General features: G+C 64.1%; 15 protein-coding genes. 4 read left to right on the top strand and 11 right to left on the bottom strand.

Annotated elements, in window-relative coordinates:
* Positions 1-136: 136 nt before the first annotated feature.
* Positions 137-946 (top strand): hypothetical protein, encoded by an 810-nt coding sequence (locus ABWY06_RS00145; RefSeq protein ID WP_353923524.1) that lies wholly within the window; start codon positions 137-139, stop codon positions 944-946.
* Between the two features lie 160 nt (positions 947-1,106).
* Here the strand turns inward: ABWY06_RS00145 and ABWY06_RS00150 are convergent, their stop codons facing one another.
* The gene (locus tag ABWY06_RS00150; RefSeq protein WP_353923525.1) at positions 1,107-1,985 is read right to left on the bottom strand and encodes an SDR family NAD(P)-dependent oxidoreductase; all 879 of its coding nucleotides are present in this window, start codon (positions 1,983-1,985) and stop codon (positions 1,107-1,109) included.
* Positions 1,982-3,541, bottom strand: a complete 1,560-nt coding sequence (locus ABWY06_RS00155; protein WP_353923526.1) for a flavin-containing monooxygenase — start codon at positions 3,539-3,541, stop codon at positions 1,982-1,984. The genes ABWY06_RS00150 and ABWY06_RS00155 overlap by 4 nt, the downstream gene beginning before the upstream one ends.
* Positions 3,542-3,697: 156 nt before the next feature.
* Between ABWY06_RS00155 and ABWY06_RS00160 the strand changes: the two genes are divergently transcribed.
* Complete coding sequence (locus ABWY06_RS00160; RefSeq protein ID WP_353923527.1) at positions 3,698-4,420, top strand: TetR family transcriptional regulator; 723 nt, start codon at positions 3,698-3,700, stop codon at positions 4,418-4,420.
* Between the two features lie 458 nt (positions 4,421-4,878).
* On the opposite strand, the gene ABWY06_RS00165 is transcribed toward ABWY06_RS00160, so the two are convergent.
* The 6 genes from ABWY06_RS00165 to nosR all read right to left on the bottom strand — a co-directional run bounded on the left by ABWY06_RS00165 (position 4,879) and on the right by nosR (position 15,887).
* Positions 4,879-5,355, bottom strand: a complete 477-nt coding sequence (locus tag ABWY06_RS00165; RefSeq protein WP_353923528.1) for a MarR family winged helix-turn-helix transcriptional regulator — start codon at positions 5,353-5,355, stop codon at positions 4,879-4,881.
* Between the two features lie 268 nt (positions 5,356-5,623).
* Positions 5,624-8,857: an EAL domain-containing protein gene (locus ABWY06_RS00170; protein WP_353923529.1), complete on the bottom strand. Its 3,234-nt coding sequence runs from the start codon at positions 8,855-8,857 to the stop codon at positions 5,624-5,626.
* Positions 8,854-9,312 (bottom strand): response regulator, encoded by a 459-nt coding sequence (locus ABWY06_RS00175; protein ID WP_353923530.1) that lies wholly within the window; start codon positions 9,310-9,312, stop codon positions 8,854-8,856. Before ABWY06_RS00175 ends, ABWY06_RS00170 begins: the two co-directional genes overlap by 4 nt.
* Positions 9,305-14,008 carry a PAS domain S-box protein gene (locus ABWY06_RS00180; protein ID WP_353923531.1) on the bottom strand — a complete coding sequence of 1,568 codons (4,704 nt, stop codon included), beginning with the start codon at positions 14,006-14,008 and terminating at the stop codon, positions 9,305-9,307. The genes ABWY06_RS00175 and ABWY06_RS00180 overlap by 8 nt, the downstream gene beginning before the upstream one ends.
* An 8-nt stretch (positions 14,009-14,016) precedes the next feature.
* Positions 14,017-14,544 (bottom strand): response regulator, encoded by a 528-nt coding sequence (locus ABWY06_RS00185; RefSeq protein WP_353923532.1) that lies wholly within the window; start codon positions 14,542-14,544, stop codon positions 14,017-14,019.
* Entirely contained in the window at positions 14,541-15,887 is a 1,347-nt protein-coding gene (gene nosR / locus ABWY06_RS00190) for a response regulator c-di-GMP phosphodiesterase, NosR family (RefSeq protein ID WP_353923533.1), read from the bottom strand. Before nosR ends, ABWY06_RS00185 begins: the two co-directional genes overlap by 4 nt.
* 274 nt (positions 15,888-16,161) lie before the next feature.
* Between nosR and ABWY06_RS00195 the strand changes: the two genes are divergently transcribed.
* Entirely contained in the window at positions 16,162-16,863 is a 702-nt protein-coding gene (locus tag ABWY06_RS00195; RefSeq protein ID WP_353923534.1) for a DUF6901 family protein, read from the top strand.
* A gap of 516 nt (positions 16,864-17,379) precedes the next feature.
* On the opposite strand, the gene ABWY06_RS00200 is transcribed toward ABWY06_RS00195, so the two are convergent.
* Entirely contained in the window at positions 17,380-18,225 is an 846-nt protein-coding gene (locus ABWY06_RS00200; protein WP_353923535.1) for a metal-dependent hydrolase, read from the bottom strand.
* A gap of 207 nt (positions 18,226-18,432) precedes the next feature.
* Positions 18,433-19,167, bottom strand: coding sequence for a fumarate/nitrate reduction transcriptional regulator Fnr (gene fnr, locus ABWY06_RS00205; protein WP_353923536.1), 735 nt, complete (start codon positions 19,165-19,167; stop codon positions 18,433-18,435).
* Positions 19,168-19,311: 144 nt separating this feature from the next.
* Between fnr and ABWY06_RS00210 the strand changes: the two genes are divergently transcribed.
* A complete protein-coding gene (locus tag ABWY06_RS00210) occupies positions 19,312-19,770 on the top strand; it encodes a hypothetical protein (RefSeq protein WP_353923537.1) in 459 nt (152 codons plus the stop codon).
* A gap of 18 nt (positions 19,771-19,788) precedes the next feature.
* On the opposite strand, the gene hemN is transcribed toward ABWY06_RS00210, so the two are convergent.
* Positions 19,789-21,171, bottom strand: a complete 1,383-nt coding sequence (gene hemN / locus ABWY06_RS00215) for an oxygen-independent coproporphyrinogen III oxidase (RefSeq protein WP_353923538.1) — start codon at positions 21,169-21,171, stop codon at positions 19,789-19,791.
* Position 21,172: the final 1 nt, after the last annotated feature.

Genomic DNA, 21,172 nt, shown 5'->3' on the forward strand with positions numbered 1-21,172 from the left:
TTACGTCTAAGGTCACGTGACAGGGGCTGTATAGGCAAGGTTGTCAATTGCTCGTACAGGGAGTGTATGTGCGAGCCGCATGGGCCCAGGCGCTGAGTCCTTGGTGCAGCTTGCAAACCGGACAGGTAACAGTGCCATGGATAGCAACTTTCACACCGGTTTTTCCAAAGACCCTGCTTTTTCGATCCAGCCGCCCCGGGTGGGCCACCTGCTCGGGTCCCTGCTGCTGATTGCCCTGTTGCCCGCCCTGGCCGCGGCCTATGAGGCGGTGCCGGGCGAGCCGTTGTCGAGGCCGGCGACTGCGCTGGTCGCGGTTCAGGATGACGCCATGTGGGTGCTGCTGATGGAGGAACCCTCGTCCTATATGCAACGCACCCACGAGCGGCTGGTGAACCGCGATTTCCAGGCGGCCGCCGGTGACCTGCGCCGGGTCGGCGCATACTTGCGCCTGGCCGCAGGCAATGCCGGTGAGCACTACCGCAGCGGCTTGCAGGCCGCTGCGGTGGAGTTGGACGCGGGCGCCGAACGCCTGATTCAGCGGCCTGCCGAGAGGGGGGACGAGCCGCAGGCGCTGCACGCGGTGTTCGCCCGCGCGGAAAATGCGATTGCCGCCGATCAGCATGCCAAGGCGTCGACCGCACTGGCGGCGCACAGGCCGGACGTGGCGGGTCGTTACCTGTCGGCGTCCTTGCAACACCTGGAGAACGCCGGTCGCTGGGCCGGAGCGCAGGCCGCCACCTCAGCCAGCGGCGACGGTCAGGCCGTGCGGGCGCTGGCTGACCAGATGCTGCGCGGCCACGTCGACGCCGGACAGCAGGCTCACGACGGGCTCAACTGGGTGCGCGACGAAGTGCAGAAGCTCGAGCAGGTGTTGAGCCCCCGCACGCCCACGGCCTTCGGCGACTGGGCGCCAATGCCGCAGGCGGTCCAGCGCCTGCGCTTCTGACTCGTGGCCTGTTTGGTGAGTTGGTTAACTTAAGTTCGGATGCCTGGGGGGCTGAGACAAGGCGCTGCGACGAGTCATAGCCCGCTATGGCGAAGAGCAGCAACGCCGTATCAGGACGTCAGGCGGCGAAATTATCTAATCGAACTAGGCAAACAGGCCACTAGGCCTCGCTGACCGGCGTTTGCACCTGTTTGGCGGCGTGCCGGGCGCCCAGCCGCATGGCTGCTGTGACCAGCCGTTGATACAGGGCCGGCAGCAGGCGTTGCACGCCGTCGAGCAGGCGCGCATCGGCGCCGATCAGGATGCGCCGACGGTTGGCCAGCACCCCGCGCAGAATGACCCGTGCGGCCTGCTCGGGACTGGTGCGCAGGAACTGGTCGGTAAACTGCCGGCGGGCCTGCTCGGCATCCTGTCCGGTGATCTGCAGCAGGCTGGCGTTCATCCGGGCGGTGTTGGCGATATTGGTCTTGATCCCACCGGGGTGCACGCAACTGGCCGAGACGCCGCCGTTGGCCAGGTCCAGCTCCTGGCGCAAGGACTCGGTAAAACCGCGAACGGCGAATTTGCTGGCGTTGTAGGCGCTCATCCCCGGCTGGGCGAACAACCCGAACACGCTGGATACGTTGACCACGTGGCCGAGCCCGCTGGCCTTGAGATGCGGTAAAAACGCCTTGGTGCCGTGCACCACGCCCCAGAAATTGATCGACATTACCCACTCGTACTCGTCGTAGTCGTTGCCTTCGACGGTACCGCCCTGGGCCACGCCGGCGTTGTTGAAGATCAGATTGACGCGCCCGTGGTCATGCACCACCTGATCGGCCCAGGTCTGCATTGCCTCGCGGTCCGCGACGTCGAGGCGTTGCTCTGTGACATTTACCCCCAGGGTACGGGCCTGAGTTGCGGTCTCGGCCAGACCGTCTTGGTTGACGTCCGCCAGGGCCAGGTGGCAGCCCTGGCGCGCCAGGGCATAGGCCAGCGCCCGTCCGATACCGGAGCCGGCGCCGGTGATGGCGGCTACTTTATTTTCGAAGGATTTCATCGGGCTACCTCAGCGGTGGGAAGGGGAAGCAGGGCTGGCGTGGTACGGGTCGGGTGCGCCGCGTTGGCATGGCAGTAGTGGTAGGCCGCGGCGTCGAAATGCCGGGTCAGCCGACGAAAGCGCCAGGTGAATCCGGGCCAGACCGTGCAGTTGCGGCCGCTGACCGGGTGCAGGTACCAGCTCATGCAACCGCCGGCATTCCATACCGTCCGGCCCAGTCCCTGCTGCAGCTTGGCATTGAAGCGATCCTGCACCGGGCGCTTGACCTCCAGGCTCTGCAGGTGCCGCTCCTGCAACCAGCGCAGCGCACCGAGCACATAGTGGATCTGCGACTCGATCATATAGACCATGGAGTTGTGACCCAGCCCGGTGTTGGGCCCCATCAGGAAAAACAGGTTGGGAAAGCCGCTGGTCAAAGTGCCCTTGTAGGCGTGCGGACCCTCGGGCCAGGTGTCCAGCAGGTCGACACCGTCGCGGCCAAAAAGGGTGCCGCGGGGCAGCGGATCGCTGGGCGTGAAACCCGTACCGAAGATGATCGCGTCCACCGGATGTTCCACGCCGTCGCGGGTAAGGATGCTGTGGGCGCGGATCTCGGCGATGGCGCTGGTGGTCAGCTCGACATTGGGCTGGCAGAGCGCCGGGAAATAGTCGTTGGAGATCAATACGCGCTTGCACCCCATGGTGTAGTCCGGGGTGACCTTGGCTCTTAGCTGCGGGTCCTGGATCTGCTTGGCGATAAAACGGGTGCCGATCCACTGCGCCAGTTTCATGATCTTCGGCGCCCAGGTAAAGCCGATCACCCGGCTTTCCAGCACCGTGTACAGCAGCCCGCGCCAGGCTTTCTGCAGCAGCGGCAAACGTTTGAAGCGCTCCCGTTCGTGCTCGCTGATGGCGCGATCGGGTTTGGGCATGATCCAGGGCGCGGTGCGCTGGAATACCGTCAGCTGTTGCACCAAGGGCTGAATCTGCGGAATGAATTGGATCGCCGAGGCGCCGGTGCCGATCACGGCCACCCGCTTGCCGCGCAGGTCATAGTCGTGACGCCACTGCTGGGAGTGGAACTGCATGCCCTGGAAGTTGGCCAGGCCTTCCAGCGCGGGGATCGAGGCGGTGGACAGGGCGCCCATGCCGGACACCACGAACTGCGCGCTGTAATGCTGGCCGGCCCGATCCTCGAGGTGCCAGCGCTGCTGCGCCTCGTCCCATTGCAGGCGCACGATGTCGGTCTGCAACAGGGTTCGGTCCTGCAAGGCATATGTGTGCCAGCAGTGTTCCAGGTAACCGCGAATCTCCGGTTGACGGGCGAACATCCGCGTCCAGTTCGGATTGGGTTCGAAGGAAAACGAATACAGGTGCGATTGCACGTCGCAGCCGCAACCGGGATAGTCGTTGACGCGCCAGGTGCCGCCGACGCCAGCCTGCTTTTCGAATATTAAAAAATCCGTTTCGCCGGCCTGCTGCAAGCGAATGGCCATGCCCAGGCCGGAAAAGCCGCTGCCGACTATGGCGATCTTGCAGTGCCGGACCCTATCGGCAGGGGACAAGGGTGCATTCATGGCCAACTCCTCTTGCTCTTGTGATTATGCGGGGGTGACTGCTGGCGTATACAAGTGTCTACTTAAGGTAGGCGGTTGTATACTTCCCGGCAAGATGGCCTCCGGCAAGCCAACTTTTAGACGGGACACAGAGGAGAAGGTCGGATGGAACCCGCGATGACCGAGCCTGCATCGGTGTTGAACAACCCCAACGAGGCCCCTGGTAAACGCCTGCTGATGGCCGCGGCGTTGCGTCTGACCGCGCAGACCCGCAGCCTCAGCAGCCTGGGTTTACGCGAACTGGCGCGGGAGGCGGGGCTGAATCCCAATACCTTCTACCGGCACTTTCGCACCTTGGACGACTTGGGCCTGGCTATCATCGACGACATGGCGACCTTGCTCCGGCAACCCTTGCGCGACCTGCGTCATCAGGCGGCGCGACGTGCCGATCAGGCGGCTGCGGGCGCGGTGCAGGGCCAGTTGCTGGGCATCGACCTGGAGCGCGGCCGCCAGGTCTGCCGGGAGACGGTGCAACTGTTCTTCGATTTCGTGGGCACCCATCCCCAGGTCTTTATCGTCGGCATGCGTGAGCTGCATGGGGCTTCGCCTGTGCTGCGCGAGGCGTTGCGCCGGGTCATGGAGGATTTCGCCGAGGACATGGCGAGCGACATCGCGCAATTGCGGTTGCTGCCCAGCCTCGCGCCCGAGGCCGTTCGACAGGTGTCGGTGCTGCTCAGTCGGCAACTGTTCCAGCAGTCGCTGGACTATATCGAGCGGCCGACCCAACGCATGCTGATCTGCGCTCAGGCGCAGGCGCAGATCCTGATGATGTTCGCCGGCGCGACGCTGCTGCAGACCCTGGGGGCCCTGGAGTTGCCGCTGGCCGACGGCGGCGCGTGACCCGCCCGGGGTGTTCGCGGGCGCGGCGGCCTGGAGCTAAACGCGATCCGGGTGGGTTACGCGGCGCGGTAAGTTGATCGGGGGCTGGTTGATTCAGCGCATGCGCCGCCAACCCATCCTACGAAAGGCGATTCGCGTGGTTCGATGGCGCTCGGGTAGGGCGGGCGCGACCCGCGGGCTTTAGCGGGGTTGCGATGCTATTCCCGGCGCTATACCGCGCAGCCGGGTATCCAGGCACGGCGATCCGCGTGGGTTACGCGGCGCGGTAAGTTGATCGGGGGCTGGTTGATTTGGCGCAAGCGCCAGCGGCGGGCTGGCGCTGAACGGTGCGCCGAGACCGCCCTACGTGAGGTTTTTTGGCAATTCCGCAGGCACACCGCACTCCTTCAGTCCGTCATGCCCGCGCAGGCGGGTATCCAGGCAGGGCGGTCTGGAATCCGCCCGACATCCGCGTTTGCTTAGCTGTTGGACGGATCGATGCCTGCCAGTTGGCCAAGCACCGCTGCCATGCCCGCCAGCTCCGCCGCGGGCACGTTCTTCAGTTGTTCGTGGCTGATCTGGTCGATGATCGAGCGGGCGTTGCGCATCAGCTCCTGGCCGGTCGGGGTGACGACCGCGTAACCCACCCGGGCATCGCGCGGGTCGGGCTCGCGGCTGATCAAGCCAATTTTCTCCAGCGGCAGCAGGGTACGGGTGACACCAGACGCGGTCAGGCCCAGGCGCTCGGCCAGGTCGACCCGCCGCAAGCGTGCGGCCGGAGCGCGGCTGAGGTAGTACAACACCTGATAATCGGAAAAGCTGATGCCGTGGTAACTGCCGAGCGCACTGTCCAGCCGGCGGATCAGCACGGCATGGGCACGGGCCAGGCGCAAGCAAAAATCGGTGGTCGGGGCGCAGGCCTGAGAGGGCTCGGTGCTGAGGTGTTCAGTGGACATATATCGCTCCTGTACGTGATATGTACTTGACCAAGCAAGTATATATTGATGGGCCGTACTGGCAAGGCTTTTCTGCTGAGCCGTTCACCGACGATCACGAGGCAGGAGCGGCCAGGTCGCGCGAGCTGGATTCCCGCGCAGGCGGGAATCCAGTGGTTCGTACAGATGCCGGTACAGGCACCGCTCCATAGCTGTTCTGCCTGTGTCGAAATCGGCCGGCGCCGAAGGCGGCCATACACCGGGCGTCGACGACGACCGCGGTGGGTCATTACTCCGGTGTGGTCTGGCTGCCAGGGGCCCCGGAAGCCGTGTTCTCGTGCTTGGCCAGGGCATGGTGCTGGAAGGCCTGGGCGATGTTCAGGCGCAGTTGCTCGTCGTCCCAGGGTTTGGTCAGGAATTTGTAGATGGCACCCTGGTTGATGGCGTCGGTCACCGACTTCAGGTCGGTGTAGCCGGACAGTACGATGCGAATGGTGTCGGGATAGAGCTCCTTGACCTGGCTGAGAAACTCGGTGCCGTTCATTTCCGGCATGCGCTGGTCGGAGAGAATCACCTGCACGTCGTTCTTCGCCAGCAGGCTAAAGGCCTCCCGTGCATTGTTGGTGCTGAGGATGCGGTAACCGTCGCGACGCAGCAGGCGGGTCAGCGCACGCAGGATGTTTTCCTCGTCGTCCAGCAGCAGCAGGGTCTGCCGCTGCTCGTCCGCCCTGGGGTTGTCCAGCGGCACGTTAGCCAGGTCGGCGCGTTCGTGCAGGAACACCTGCAGCAGCGCGAACGGCATGGGTTTGGCAAAGAAATAACCCTGGAATTCGTCACACTGGTTCTTTTTCAGAAAGGCCACCTGCGCCTCGGTTTCCACGCCTTCGGCGATCACCCGCAGTTTCAGGTGATGGGCCATGGAAATGATACCGAGGGTAATGGCCGCGTCGTGGTGATCGCTGATGACCTCCTGGACAAAGGAGCGGTCGATCTTGACTTTGTTGATTGGCAGGCGCTTGAGGTAGTTGAGGCTGGAAAAACCGGTGCCGAAATCATCGATGGACACCCGGATCCCCAAGCTCTTGAGGCTGTGCAGGGTATGGATCGCGCGTTCGGCATTGTCCAGCAGCACGGTTTCGGTGATTTCCAGCTCCAGCAGGTTGGCCGGCAATTCGCTGTTTTTCAGGGCCGTCAGCACGTTCTCGATAAAACTGGCGCGCTGGAAGTGCACCGGTGAAATGTTCACCGAGACCACCAGATCACCGCGGCCCAGGTCGTTCAGGGCCTTGCCTTGCCGGCAGGCCGTCTCCAGTACCCACAGGCTCAGGGGGATGATCTGTCCGGTGTTCTCGGCGATCGGAACGAAGTGCGCCGGAGAGATGAAACCCTGATCGGCATGGTTCCAGCGCAACAGCGCCTCCATGCCGATGACCCGTCCACTGCGGGCGTCGATCTGCGGTTGGTAGTAGAGCTCAAACGCGGCGGCCTCGATCGCTTTCTGCAACTCGTTGCGCAGATTGACCCGTTCGCTGACCTTCTGGTTGAGGTCCGTGGTGTACCACTGGTAGTTGTTGCGGCCCTGTTGCTTGGCCTTATACATCGCCAGGTCCGCTTGCTGGATCAGCTGCATCGGCTCCTCGACAGCACCGTCGGTGAGGGTGATGCCCATGCTGGCGGTGATATGCAATTCCACGCCCTGGACCCGGTAGGGGCGGGCCAGGCTTTCGATCAGGCGGTCGGCCACCAGTACCGCATCTTCCTCGCGGGCCAGGTCCGGCAGCAGTACGACGAACTCATCGCCGCTCAGGCGCGCGACCGTGTCGCCTGGGCGTACCTGCTGGTTCATGCGCAGGGCCACCTCGATCAGGATCTGGTCGCCGACGGTATGCCCCATGGTGTCGTTGATCGGCTTGAAACCGTCCAGGTCGATAAACATCACCGCCAGGCTGCGCTCGTAGCGCCGGGATATCTGGCAGCCCTGGTTCAGACGGTCTTCCAGCAGCGATCGATTGGGCAGGCCCGTCAGCACATCATGGCTGGCGTTGTAGGCCAGTTCGGATTCGAAGCGGCGTTGTTCGGAGATGTCGTTCTGCACGCCGATGAAATGGGTAATCTCGCCCTGTTCGTTGGGCACTGGCGAGATGTACAGGGCGTTCCAGAACATCGAGCCGTCCCGGCGAAAATTGCGCAGCACGGCATACACTTCGCGTTGATCGTGCAGGCTCTGGCGGATCTGCAGCACCGCGTTCTGACCCCGCTCATCACCTTGCAAAAAGCGGCAATTGCGCCCCAGCACCTCGGCGGCCGGGTAGCCGGTAATGCGCTCGAAGGCGGGATTGACGTAGGTGATGGGGTGATCCGGCGCCAGTGCGTCGGTGATGATCACCCCGTTGTGGATCGCCTCCAGGCTGCGTTGCAGCAGGCGCAGGCGTTTATCGGATTCCTTGCGCTGGCCGATGTCGCGCAGCGACAGCAGGCGCATGCTGGTGCCTTCCCATTCGGTCTGCGAACACTGGATCTCGACGTCCAGGCCGCTGCCGTCGTCCAGCGTCAAGCGCCACTCGTAGAGGTTGCCCTGGTCCTCCGGCAGGTCGAAACGCTGTTCCAACAGGGTTTCCAGCGGTTGATGCAACAACTGTTTGGACGCCGGATTGGCGTAGCGCACCTGCCCAAGGGCGTCGATAACCAGGATGGCATCGCGGTTGTCGGTCAGCAGCTTGCGGAACACCTTTTCCTTGCGCCGCGCCAGCTCGCCGGCCCGCAGTTTCTCGGTGACGTCCACCGCCAGCACCAGGCGCGCCGGCAGGCCGTCGAAGTCGAAGTCATGCATCAGGATCTCGACTTGCACGCTGCTGCCGTCTTTGCGCCTGTGGGTCCAGACGCCCATGTCGCTGCGTCCCGCCGCGACCTGGGGATAGAAGTCGAGCAAGCGTTGCTGTTCGTCCGCGGCGCGGATGTCGAGCAGGGTCATGCTGAGGAATTCGGCCTGGCTGTAACCGTAGAGCCTGAGCGCCGCCTGGTTGATCGCCAGAAAGACCAGGCTGTCGCGGTGAAACACATACATGGGCTCCGGGTTGGCTTCGAACAGCAAGCGGTAGCGGGTTTCGCTGTCGGCCAGGTCCTCGACCACCTTGGCCCGGTTAAAGGCGTAGCGAATGCTGCGTGCCAGCATGCGGCTGTCGATCTGGCCCTTGACCAGGTAGTCGGCCGCGCCTTTTTCCACGGCCTGGGCGTCCAGCTCGTCGTCGCCTTGGCCGGTCAGCAGGATAATCGGCGTGCGTACCCCGGCTTGTTGCGCCTGGGCGATCAACTCCAGGCCGGATTCGGGGCCCAGCCGATAATCGATCAACACCAGGTCATGTTGCTGGCGCTGGATGGCCTGCAGGCCTTCGGCATAGTTATTCACCCAGTCCAGTTGGTAGCGCAGCGACGGCGCCTGGCTCAGCAGGTCACGGGTAATCAGGAAGTCGTCTTCGTCGTCTTCGATCAGCAACAGGCGCAGGGGCGGGTCAGCGTCGTTCATGGGCTCGGGGCGTCGTCCGGAAGGGCTACCAGGTCCAGCCAGTGGTGGCCGAGGGTCTGCATTTGATCCACCAGTTCGCTGAAACTCGTGGGTTTGCTGACGAAGGCGTTGACGCCGCTGGCATAGCAGCGACGAATGTCCTCCTGGGCCGCGGATGTGGTCAGGACGACCACCGGCATCATGCGCAGCTCGGGGTCGCTTTTGATGGCCGTGAGCGCTTCGCGACCGTCCATCAGCGGCATGTTCAGGTCCAGCAGGATCAAGCCCGGGCGCGGGTAGCGCCGGCTGTCGGTATAGGGTGCGCGGCGCTTCAGGTAATCCAGCAGTTCGACGCCGTTGTGGACAAAATGCAATGGGGTGCTGGCGCGGGTTTCGCGAAACGCTTCCTGGATCAACAGGCAATCGTCCAGGTCATCGTCGGCGACCAACACCGGGAGGGTGGATTGTTCATGCATGCGGCGGTCCTTGCTCAAGGGCTCTGAAGCGAATACGGAAGACCGTACCCTGTCCCGGAACACTGCTGGCGGTAATGCTCGCGGCGTGCCGTTCGACGATTTTCTTCACGATCGCCAGGCCGATACCCGTGCCGGGGTAGGCGTCGCGGCCGTGCAGGCGTTGAAACGGGTTGAAAATCCGGTCGAGGTATTTTTCCTCGAAGCCGATGCCCTGGTCCTCGACGCACAACAGCCAGTGCTCGGGCCCGTCCGCTTGAGCATAGATGCGAACCCGCGGCGCCACACCCGGCGCATGAAACTTCAGCGCATTGCTCAGCAGGTTCTGCAGCAATTGGCGCAGCTGGGTCGGGTCGCCCAGCACGGCGGGTAGCGGGCCGCAATCCAGTCGCGCCTGGCTGCTTTCCAGGCTGGTTTCCAGGTCCTGCAGGACCTCGTTCAACACCTGTTGGAGCTCGACCGGTACGAACGGCTGGGCGCGGCTGCTGAGCCGCGAGTACTGCAGCAGGTCGCGTATCAGCGACTGCATGCGTCCAGCGGCTGAACTCATGCGCTGCAGGTAGTCGCGTTGTTGCTCGTCGAGCCCCTGGGCGGTGCTTTGCAGGCGCTCGGCAAAGGCCTGGATCTTGCGCAGGGGTTCTTGCAGGTCATGGGAGGCGACAAAGGCGAATTCCTGCAGCTCGCGGTTGCTGCGTCCCAGTTCCAGCAGGGTGTCCTGCAGCACGTGCGCCGCCTGTTTGGCGGCGCTGATGTCGCGGGCCACGCAGTAGATCACCTGGTCCTCGCCCAAGGCGGCACTTAGCTGCAGCCAGCGCTGCTGACCCTGGAGGTCGATGGCGCGGCTTTCCAGGGCCTCGATCATCCCGGCGTTCTGCATATGCTGCAGCGCGCTTCTGAACAAGGGGCGATCCTCGGCCTGGATCAACTCCATGTAAGGCTGGCCGATCAGGCAATCCGGCGGGTAGCCGAGCACGCTGATAAAGGCCGGGTTGACCTGGATAAAACGTCCGCGCAGGTCGACCATGCAGAACATTTCCAGCGACAGAGTGAAAAATTGATCCCGCTCGCGCATGGCCTGAGTGGCCAGGCGCTGCAGGTTGATATCGCGAAACGCCAGGACCCAGCCGCCGGCTCCGTCGTTCGCCTGCAGGGGGGCGCCGGAGTAGGCCAGGAACGCGGGCTGGCCATCGCGCGGCAGCGAGAACTCGCCCTGACGTAGCGGCGTCTCGTGAACGGTCCAGGTGTCGAACGGCAGCGGTAATACCTGGTCCAGCGGCTGCCCCAGCAACTGGCTGGCGGGCTGCCCGATCAGCGCCGCTGCCGCCGGGTTGACGAAACTCAGGCGCCCCTGCAGGTCGCTGGCGATCAGGCCTTCGGCGATGCTGTCGGTGATGGCCGAGGTGAAGCCGAGCTGGGCCTGCAGCCGCTGTTCGCCGCTGACCACGGCCCGTACCAGGCGATGGTTCTCCAGCACCGCCATGGCCATCTGGGCGAATTGCAGGGCGATGGCCAGGTCATCCGCGTCGAACTCACCCTGCAGCTTGTCCGACAGCTGCAGCAGGCCGACGGCGGGCCCTGCGGGCGCCTGCAACGGAACGGCCAGGCAGCCGCGCAGCGGTGGATGGCGCAGCGGCTCGAGGGCCAGCGCGCGCCAGCGCGGATGCTCGAGCAACTGTGCTTCGGTCAGCAGCAGCGGCTGGGCCGGGCCGTCCATCAGTTCGTAAAGCCCGCCGAGGTCGAGCATGCCGGGTGCCTGAGACCAGTTCGCGTACTTTTCGGAAAACGACACCGCTGCGTTCGGCGTGGCGCTGTCATCGGCGGGGCTCAGGCTGAGCACGGCCTGGTGGGCACCGATCAGCAGGCGCATCTGCTCGACCATATGTTCCAGCAGCGTCGGGTCGTCGAGCCGGCCATTGAGGCTCACCGCACTCTCGCTCAGGCCATGCAGCAGGTGGGCGCGGTGCTGGGAATGGCGCAGCGCGTCGCGCAGGTCCCGGTGGACCCGGTTGCGTTCGCTGACATCCTTGGCGATGCCAAAGACCCCGACTATCTGGCCTTCGACCATGATCGGCAAATGGCTGACATCCAGCTCGATGCGTTCGCCACGGCGATTGCGCGCCTGCAGCTCATAGCGTTGTGCCTGGCCGGCCAACACCGCCTGGAAGTGCGCCTTGACCGCGGACAGGTCTTCGTCCACCAGCAGCAGTTCGAAACCCTGGCCTATGACTTCGTCTTCACGGTACCCGGCCAGGTCGCACGCGGCCTGGTTGAGGCTTTCGAAGCGTCCCTGACGATCCTGGGAAAAGACCGGGTCGGGGTTGAAGGTGAACAGCGAGCGATAACGTTGTTCGCTCTCCTGCAGTCGATGACGATCGAGTTCCCGTTCGATGGCGATGGCCGCTAGCTGCCCCGCGGTACCCAGCAATTGCAGCTGTTCGTCGTCCGGCTCCAGGGGGCGTCCGTGGTAGAGGGCGAAGGTGCCCAGCACGGCGCCTTGGTGGGCGATCAACGGAATTGCCCAGCAGGCCCGCAGGCCATGCTGCAGTGCCTGATCGCGCAGCGCCTCCCAGAGCGGGTCCGCGGCGATGTCGCTGACCAGCACCAGCCGTCGGCGATATACCGCGGTGCCGCAGGAGCAGGCTTGCGGGCCGATCGGCAGGCCGTCGAGCGCCTGGCGAAACGTCTCCGGCAGGCTGGGCGCGGCGCCCACGCGCAACTGCCGTTGGGTCTTGTCCATGCGCATGATGACGCTGCGCGCGCTGGGGTCGAGGGCTTCGGCCATGGCGCAGATGTGGCGGAAGATCTCCGGTAACGGTTGATCCGTGGAAATCAGGCTGAGGATGTCGCGCTGGTCCTGGGCATAACTTTCATTGCGCACCAGGGGACTGATGTCGTGGGCCACCGCGAACAGGGTACGGTCGACCGGCGACCAGCCCAGGGACCAGAGCAGGTGCACGCTGCTGCCATCCTTGCGCAGACAGCGGTTACGTATCGCTGGCTGGGTGTGGCCGGCGAGGGTCGCTTCGATATGGGCCTGGGTCCGGGACCGGTCCTGGGGCACGACCCGTTCGTAGAGGCTCTGGCCGAGCAGTTCGTCCGGCAGATAGCCCAGCACCGTCAGCACCGAGGGGCTCAGCTGGATAAAGCAGCCTTGCTCATCGATGCAGCAAATCAGGTCCAGGGAGTATTGCATGATGCGTTCGTTGAGCGCCTGCAGGCTGGCCTGGCGCAGCGCGCTGGCTTCCAGCGCCTGGTTGGCTTCGCGCAGGTGACCGGCACGTTCCATCGCCAACCCCGCCAGGCGCTGGCTGATCAACAACAACCAGCTGAAGCCCAGCCCGAGCAGCATGGCCAGGATCGGCAGCCAATGGGCGCTGCCCAGGCGGCTGCCCGGCGGCAGGTAGCTGACCAGCCGCATTGGCAGTTGTGCGGGCTGCTGCAGCCGCTGTTGGCCGACTGCCAGCAGGCTGGGCACAGTCCCGTCGCTGGAGTCGAACACGACTTGCTGGTCGGCGAACACGCGCAGGACGAATCCGTCGAAATCCGGGCCCAACTGGGCCTTCAACATCCCCGGCAGGTTCAGGCTGGCGATCAGCAGTCGTTGCCCGTCCGGGGTCTTCAGTCGTGTGGCGAGCAGCACATGCTGATCGCCCGCTACCGCGGGGCCGCTCATCTGGGGTGCCTCCTGGTCGGCGACCTCCTGCAGCCAGCGGCGCTGGCCGGCTTGGCGCAGAAAGTCGTCCAGCCAGCGGGCGGCTGCCGGGTGCCGGCTACGCACGGCCTGGGGTTGCAGGTCGGCATCGAGCACGGCGAACAGGTCGATGTTGGGGAAGTCCCGCAGGTAGCCCTGGGTTTCCTGAGTCCAGGCCAGCGCCGATGAGCCCGGGCCGAGGATCTGCCGGCGTTCGGCGATGCGTTGCAGCAGTGACAGGCGCGCCTGCAGGCTGCGCTCGATGCTCAGGTGCACATTGGCCAGCAGCAGCTCACTTTGCTGGCGGGTCGACTCCAGCGTCTGCTGCGTCAGGGCATACCAACCCAGGCAGGTCAGCAGGCTACCCAGGCAACCGCCCAACAGGCTGCGCCGGTCGAGACCCGGCAAGGCATCCGGCGTCAGCCGCGTCAGCAGCAGGCTGGCCAGCCCCAGCAACACGCTGAACAGCATGGCCACCGGACTGGTCAACGGCTCGATGCCGAGGGTCAATCCCGGCCAGCGTTGGGCCAGCAGCACCAGCACGACCATGCCCAGGCACGTCACCCCGACGGCCCAGGCGAACAGGCGGCCCGCCACGCCCCATCGAGCGCCGAACAGGGCAAGGGTCAGCAGCGCCAACGGTACCAGTGTCTCGTTGCGCAGGCCGGTCAGGCCGCTGACGGGGGACAGATCTGCGTTCAGGGCCAGGGCCGCGCCGTTACGCCACAGGCTGTAAAAAACCAGGACCAGCAGCAGCGCGCTGGCCAGGCGGAGCGAGGTCCGCCACTGGCGGGCGCTACCCAGCAGCAGCAGGCCCAGCAACTGCAGGGCGACCGCACCTGCCGGCAGCACCTGGGTATCGAAACGTGTGGCCTGTCCGCTGTAGCAAAAGCCCAGCAGGCTGATGACGCCGGTGCCCACCAAGGCAAAGGCCAGCGTGTGCAGGTAGGCTTGTATGACCACCTGCCGGGTCGGGGTAAGAGGTGCAGGCGTGATCCGCAACCGCATCAGCGCAATCAGTCCAGGTCGTCGAGCAGTACCGATCCGTCGGCGTCGCGCAGCACACGGGTCAAGCCCGGGTTCTCCGCCTCCAGGCGCATCAGCTCCTGCTGCTGACGCTCCAGCGCGCCTTGCTGCTGACGGACCTGCTTGAGCAGGCGCTGGTTCTCGCTGCGCAGCTGGTGCAGGTCGATGGCTGAGCGCAGCGCGGTGACGATTTCATAATCCTCCCAGGGCTTGGAGAGGAAGCGGTAGATCTCCGCCTGGTTGATCGCCTGCATCAGGGTCTGGCGATCGCCGTGCCCACTGAGCAGCAGGCGCATGGCGTGGGGTTGGCGCTGCTTGGCGAACTGCAGGTAGGTGATGCCGTCGAGTTGCGGCATCTTCAGGTCGGAGACTATGACCGCGTAGTCATGCTCGGTCAGCGCGGCCAGAGCCAGGTCGGGATCGGTGAACAGGTGTACATCCCAGCCCTGGGGCCGGAGCAGGCGGTGCAAGGACTTGAGCACATGCTCCTCATCGTCCAGCAATTGGATGGTGATCATCGGGTTTTCTCCTGCTGGGCGCCGCCGGCCTGCTCGGGTTGATGGACAAAAAGGGTGTACTGCGCACCTTCGGTGGCTTCGAAGGCGATTAATTTGTCGATCAGCAGGCGCGTCAGCTGTTTACCTTCGTTGAGTAGCAGCATGCCGTTGGCCGCATGAAGGTTGCGTGCCAGGACCATGCCGGGGGCCAGGCGTCGGGTGTCCAGGGAAAGGATGCTGGCATCGGCCAGCACCAGGTCGGGTGCCAGATCGGTACACAGGGTGATAAAGCGTTCGCACAGCTCCGGGTCGTAGAGGGTGCCGGCGTATTTGCGAATCAGCAGCAGGGCCTCGTCGCGGTTGAGATGACGCTCCAGGAACAGCCCGCACTGCAGCTCGATAAAATCCACCGCCAGCTTGATCAGCCGCGAGCCGAACGGAATCGCCTGCTCCTTGAGATGGTCGGGAAATCCCCGACCGTCCCAGCGTTCCTGGTGATGGCGAATCAGGTGGGCCGCGTCCTGCAGCGGCTCCAGGGTCATCAACAGGTTTTCGCCAATGGTCGGGTACTGTTGGTAGCGCTGGCGCTCTTCGCGGTACATCACGTCGGATGGCCGGCTCAGCAACTGATCGTCCCAGCTCAGCTTGCCGAGGTTGTAGAGCGCGGCGGCCATGCACAGGTCGCGGCTGGGGCCTTCGCCGAGGTGGTGGTGCTCGGCATAGGCGCGGACCAGGGCGATGATCGGTGCGTTGGTTTGTTTGTCCTTGGGCAGCCGTTGGTTGAGCAGCAGGGAAAAGACCTCGGTGGCGGTCATATAGCCGCGCTTGAGTTCCTCATAGGCGAGGTCGAGCATGTCGGCGGTTTGTTGCAGTTCGCCGGTGCGATCCCTGACCCGTTGCTCGAGGGTGGCGTTGAGCTCCTGCAGGCGCTGGTTCTGCTCCAGGTTCAGACGTTCGAGGCGTTCGCGTTCGCGTTCGACGTGTTGGTAATGCAGGGCTTGTCGAATGACCAGACGCAGCTCGTCGTCGTTCCAGGGTTTGCTGATGTAACGGTAGATCTGCCCCTGGTTGATGGCCTTGATGGTGGTGCTGATATCGGCGTAACCGGTCAGCAGGATACGCATGCAGTCCGGCCAGCGCTGCTGGATTTCACTGAGCAGGGTCGCACCGTCCATGCCGGGCATGCGTGCATCGGAAATCACCAGGTCGACCTGCTTTTCCCGCATCAGTTGCAGGGCCGGCTCGCCGCCGTTGGCCAACAGCAGGTCGTAAGGTTCGCCACGCAACACCCGGCGCAGGCTGTTGAGGATGTTTTCCTCGTCGTCGACCAACAGCAGGGTGAAGCGGCCGTTCAACTCAGTCATGGGCGCGGCCCACGAGGTGCGAGCGATGGAGATAAACCCGGCACTGGATTTGCGACACGACAGGCGCTACAACCTAAGCTGCCCGGCACAAGAGTAGGATTGCTTTCCATTGCAAGCTCCCGACTGATAGAGAGAGGGTGGAACGGGAGGGTCAGGCTGTTCACTGAGCCTAGACGAAGGTGCTGGATGGGCACCCGGTTCGTTGGCGTTCCGCGTGCAGTGCGTCGCCCGAGGTGGGTTCAAGGCGACTATTTCCCCGCTATCAGGGTAGACCATGGCGATAAATGCAGCTGATCAGCAGGTCATTCACTACGAATTCCAGTTTCCCGATGGCCGTTCCTGGGAGCATCGGGTCTTTCTGAAAGAAGCGGATGCGCCGGTGGCCGAGGGGCCCCTGCCTGACTGGACGCGCCTGGCGTTCCACCAGTGCGCACATTGCCCATTGCAGGTCGAGCAATCGCCCCATTGCCCGCTGGCGGTCGCCCTGGTGGGTCCCGTGCAAGTGCTGTCCCAGTCACCGTCTTACGAACAGGTCGACGTGATCGTGCGTTGGCGCGGTCGCGAAATTCGCCAGAGCACCTCGCTGCAGCGGGCAGTGGGCTCGTTGTTGGGCGCCCTGGGCGCGACCTCGGGGTGCCCGCACACCCGTCGGCTCAAAGCCATGGCCTGGTTCCACTGGCCCTTCAGCAGTTCCGACGAGACGCTCTACCGTTCCCTGGGCACCTACCTGCTGGGCCAGCACCTGCGGCAGCTGCGGGGACTGCCGGCGGACTGGTCGATGAATGGCTTGCGTGAGTTGTTCCGCAACCTGCGCCAGGTCAACCTGGCGATGGTGGGGCGCCTGCGCGCCGCGGCGGACGAGGACTCGAGCCTGAACGGCCTGATCCTGCTCGACCTGCTGGCCGCCGATACCCTCTATGCCCTGGACCAGTACGATGGCGAGCTGGATGGGTTTTTCCAGGAGTTTTTCGACTAGGGCCTGTGGACATAACCCTCGCGAGTCGCGTTGCCGCGAAGCAGGGTTCCAGGCAAGGCGCGACACGCAGGCAATGGCCATTCCCTTGCCCAGTTTCGCAACGCGGCATGGGGCACTTAATTCGCGCAACCCGCAGGGCCGGACCGCGCCAGGCCGGGCCTGTTTTGATGCGATAAGGGATTACCCGTTGTCCGTTCTGACGCCCACGACGTCTCGTTTCATGCTCGGTAGCCTTTCAAAACCAGGGTCGGCGCGGCCGTGCGGTAGTGTCCACAGGCCCTAGCCCCCGACAGCCGCTCGGTGGCGCTTGGTGGCGACGGTGGGCTGTTGGTGGAGAGCGCGCAGAGACCACCTTACGTCCTTACCGAACAGAGCCCGTGTTCGCCCAGGCTACAAGGTCGGCCCAACCCATTTCGCCGTGGCGGGTCGTCGCGGCGTAGGGTGGAAAACGCTGTTTGATCCACCGCGCCTCAGGGGAACACAGGCCCGAACGGCGAAAATCCAGGCGCGAGGTGCTCAGGCGTGCTGCTCCCCGTCGATGCCCAGGCGCTGCTTCCAGTGCCGCTCAAGCGCCTGGCTGTCGTGGTCGTTGGGGTGGAAGCCCGGTCGGTAATAGTCCAGGTACCGCCCCAGCAGTGGTGTGAGCAACCCGTGACGCCAGCCGAACAGTACGCCCAGGCCGTGTTTCCAGGAGCGCCAGTTGAACAACTGGCCGTCCTTGCGCAAGAGCCGGAGCTGGAAGGCCGTGACGATGCAGGTAAAGAACAGGGTACTGACCAGCATCATGGCGATCCGGGTGAAGTAACCGCCTCCAATTTGCTGGTAGGCGTCGTAGGCCACGGCCTTGTGTTCATTTTCCTCCACCGCGTGCCACATCCACATGCGGTACATCTTGGGATCGTCGATGGTGGCCGTCACGTCTTCGCGGGCGAGTAACTGGGCACCCATGGTGGCGGTGAAGTGCTCGTGGGCGCAGGTGACCGCCAGTTGCTGCTTGGTCGTCATCACCCGCTTGAACAGGCGGATGATCAGGGCCAGGCGGTTTTCCAATGTCTGCAGGTCGATGCCGTGTTCGACCGCATAGTCGTTGTAGGTCGCATGTTCCTTGGAGTGCATGGCCTCCTGGCCGATAAAGGCGCTGATTTCCTTCTGCAACTGCGGATCGCTGATGCGCCCGCGCACCGCCCTGACGCTGTCGACGAAGAATTTCTCGCCATGGGGAAAGAGTGACGACAGGGTATTCATAAAGTGCGTGCTGAACGGTTCGCCGTGCATCCAGTACTTGGGTGTCTGGGCAAAATCGAAGTCCATGCGCCGCACCGGGAAGCTGGCGCGCGGCAGGGGCAGGGTGGTGCTGGTCATAAGATAACCTCGCGGCCGCCGCCGGGGCGGCGCTTGTTGTTCTAGGGACAGCCGACAGCGTTAACTGTGCCATTGGCTGATGTCACTATTGAACAAAAGCACTGTACCGGCGAGCCCCTCGGGGCCAACTTTCGACGGGTTAAGCGGTCGATGCCACTGCGATCGACGCGCCAGGGACCGGCGCGTAGAGGGCGATTGGCAGCAGGCTCAGGTGTTGAGGTTGCCGCCGGCGAGGGCGCAGAGCTGGATGGGGTCGAGGATTTTCACATCCTTGCCTTCGGCAAGGATCAGCCCGTTTTGCTGAAAGCGGGTGAACACCCGCGAGACGGTCTCCACCGCCAGGCCCAAGTGGTTGCCAATTTCATTGCGCGACATCGCCAGGCGAAAGTGGTTGGCGGAGAAGCCGCGGGCACTGAAGCGCGCCGACAGGTTCACCAGCAGCGTGGCGATGCGCTCGTCGGCGGTTTTTTTCGACAGCAGCAGCATCATCTGCTGGTCGTCGCGAATTTCCCGGCTCATCACGCGCATCAACTGGCGACGCAATTGCGGCAGCTGCACCGTCAGTTCGTCGAGTTTGTCGAAGGGGATCTCGCAGACCGAGGTGGTTTCCAGCGCCTGGGCCGAGACCGGGTAGGTCTCGCTGTCCATGCCGGATAAACCGACCAGTTCGCTGGGCAGGTGAAAACCGGTGATCTGCTCGTCACCACTGTCCGACACGCTAAAGGTGCGCAGGCTGCCGGCGCGCACCGCGAATACGGCGGTGAAGTGATCGCCTTGGCGAAACAGGTAGTCGCCTTTTTTCAGCGGGCGCCCGCGTTTGACGATCTCATCCAGTGCATCCATGTCCTTCAAGTCCATCGACAGCGGCAAGCAGAGCCCCGACAGACTGCAGTCCTTGCAGTGTACGGGCGTGCTGGTACGGGCTTTGGGGGAGTCGGACATCGGGGTTCCTTCCTGGCGTGCATTGGGCCCAAGGATAACCCAGCGTGGCCAAACCCGGCCAGCGGCCAAACGGCGCAGGGCGTCTGGCTCAAGTTCCCGCAGGCCCGGCCGATAGGTGCCCATGGAGACCAAGGGAGCAGGGCGATGAAAGTGGCAGCGAGCGCAATGCTGGATAACCTGAGCCTGGCGGTGCAGCGCCAGGCGGGACCCAGCGCAGGTGCTTCAGCGGACGAACAGGCCGCCAAGGACAGTTTTATCGGGGACTTTCGGGTCACCCTGTCCGAGCTGGGTCGCAACCGCGCAGCGGCCAAGGACCAGGACATCGACGACAGCAGTCTGCCAGACAGCATCAAGGAAACACTCAAGCTGATCCGTGCCCTCAAGGCGCAGATCGCCGAGAAAAAGGCCGAGTTGCAGGCACTGATGCGCGATCAGTCGCTGGACGAAACGCAGCGCCTGCAGCGCGCCGATGCCCTGCAAACCGAACTGTCGTCGCTCAGCAGCGCCCTGCTTGGTGCCAATGCCACCCTGATCAAGCTGATGCGCGAATCCAACCTGAGCCCGGAGCAAGTGCAGCAAGCCGGCAGCCTGGCGATGGTCTAACCAGGCCGATTTCCGGTCTTAGATCACCCGGGAAAACCGCTCGCGGGTCTGCTCGGTCAGGTAGCGATCGAACAGCATGCACACCGAACGCACCAGCAGCCGACCCTGGGGGCGGATCTCGATGCCGTCGGGCTTCAACTCGAGCAGCCCGTCACGGGCCATGCCTTGCAACGCCGGCCAGAGCTCAACGAAATAGCCTTTGAAGTCGATGGCAAAGGCCGCCTCGATGCGGGCGAATTGCAGGCTGAACTGGCAGATCAGCTGCTGGATCACCGCGCGCCGGATCGCGTCATCCGGGCTGCACAAGACGCCGCGCCGGGTCGCCAGTTGTCCCTCGTCGAGGCAGCGTTGGTAGCGGTCCAGCTCGACTTCGTTCTGGCTGTAGAGGTTGCCGACCTGGCTGATGGCCGAGACCCCCAGGCCGATCAGGTCGCAATGGCCATGGGTGGTGTAGCCCTGGAAGTTGCGCCGCAGGCTGCCGTCTTCCTGGGCCACCGCCAGCTCGTCATCGGCCAGGGCGAAATGGTCCATGCCGATATAGCGGTAGCCGGCGGCACTCAGCTGCTCGATGCTGCGCTGCAGCATGGCCAGTTTGTCCGCCGCGCTGGGCAGCTCCTGCTCGTTGATCCGCCGTTGCGGCTTGAAGCGCTCAGGCAGGTGGGCGTAGTTGAACACCGACAGCCGATCCGGCTGCAACGCGATAATGGCCTCGACCGTGCGGGCGAAACTCGCGGGGGTCTGTTTCGGCAGGCCGTAGATCAGGTCGATATTGATCGAGCGAAACTGCAGGGTACGGGCCGCATCGACGATGGCGCGGGTCTCCTCCAGGCTCTGCAGGCGGTTGACCGCGCGCTGCACGTCCGGGTCCAGGTCCTGCACGCCGAGGCTGACGCGGTTGAAACCCAGCTCGCGCAACAGGCCCATGGTCGCCCAGTCCGCCTCGCGCGGATCGATCTCGATGCCGTAGTCACCGCTGTCGTCGTCCAGCAGTTGCAAGTGCTGGTGTAAATGGCTCAGCAGCCGCCGCAGTTCGCCGTGGCTGAGGAAGGTCGGGGTGCCGCCGCCCAAGTGCAACTGCTCGACTACCTGCCCCTTGCCCAGTTGGGCGCCGATCAGTTCGATCTCGTGCTCCAGGCGCTCGAGGTAGGGCAGGGCACGCCCGCGGTCCTTGGTGATGACCTTGTTGCAAGCGCAGTAGTAGCAAATATGCGCACAGAACGGCACATGCACATATACGGACAGGGGCCGTCTTGCCTTGTGGCTGGCGCGCAGGGCCTGGGTGAAGGCCGCGTGATCGATGCCGTCGTGAAACTGCACCGCGGTGGGGTAGGAGGTGTAACGCGGGCCGGCCTGGTCATAACGGCGGATCAGGTCAGTGTCCCAGTGCGGCGTCGGTAACATG

This window comes from Pseudomonas sp. (genome assembly GCF_040514055.1).
Lineage (GTDB): Bacteria > Pseudomonadota > Gammaproteobacteria > Pseudomonadales > Pseudomonadaceae > Aquipseudomonas.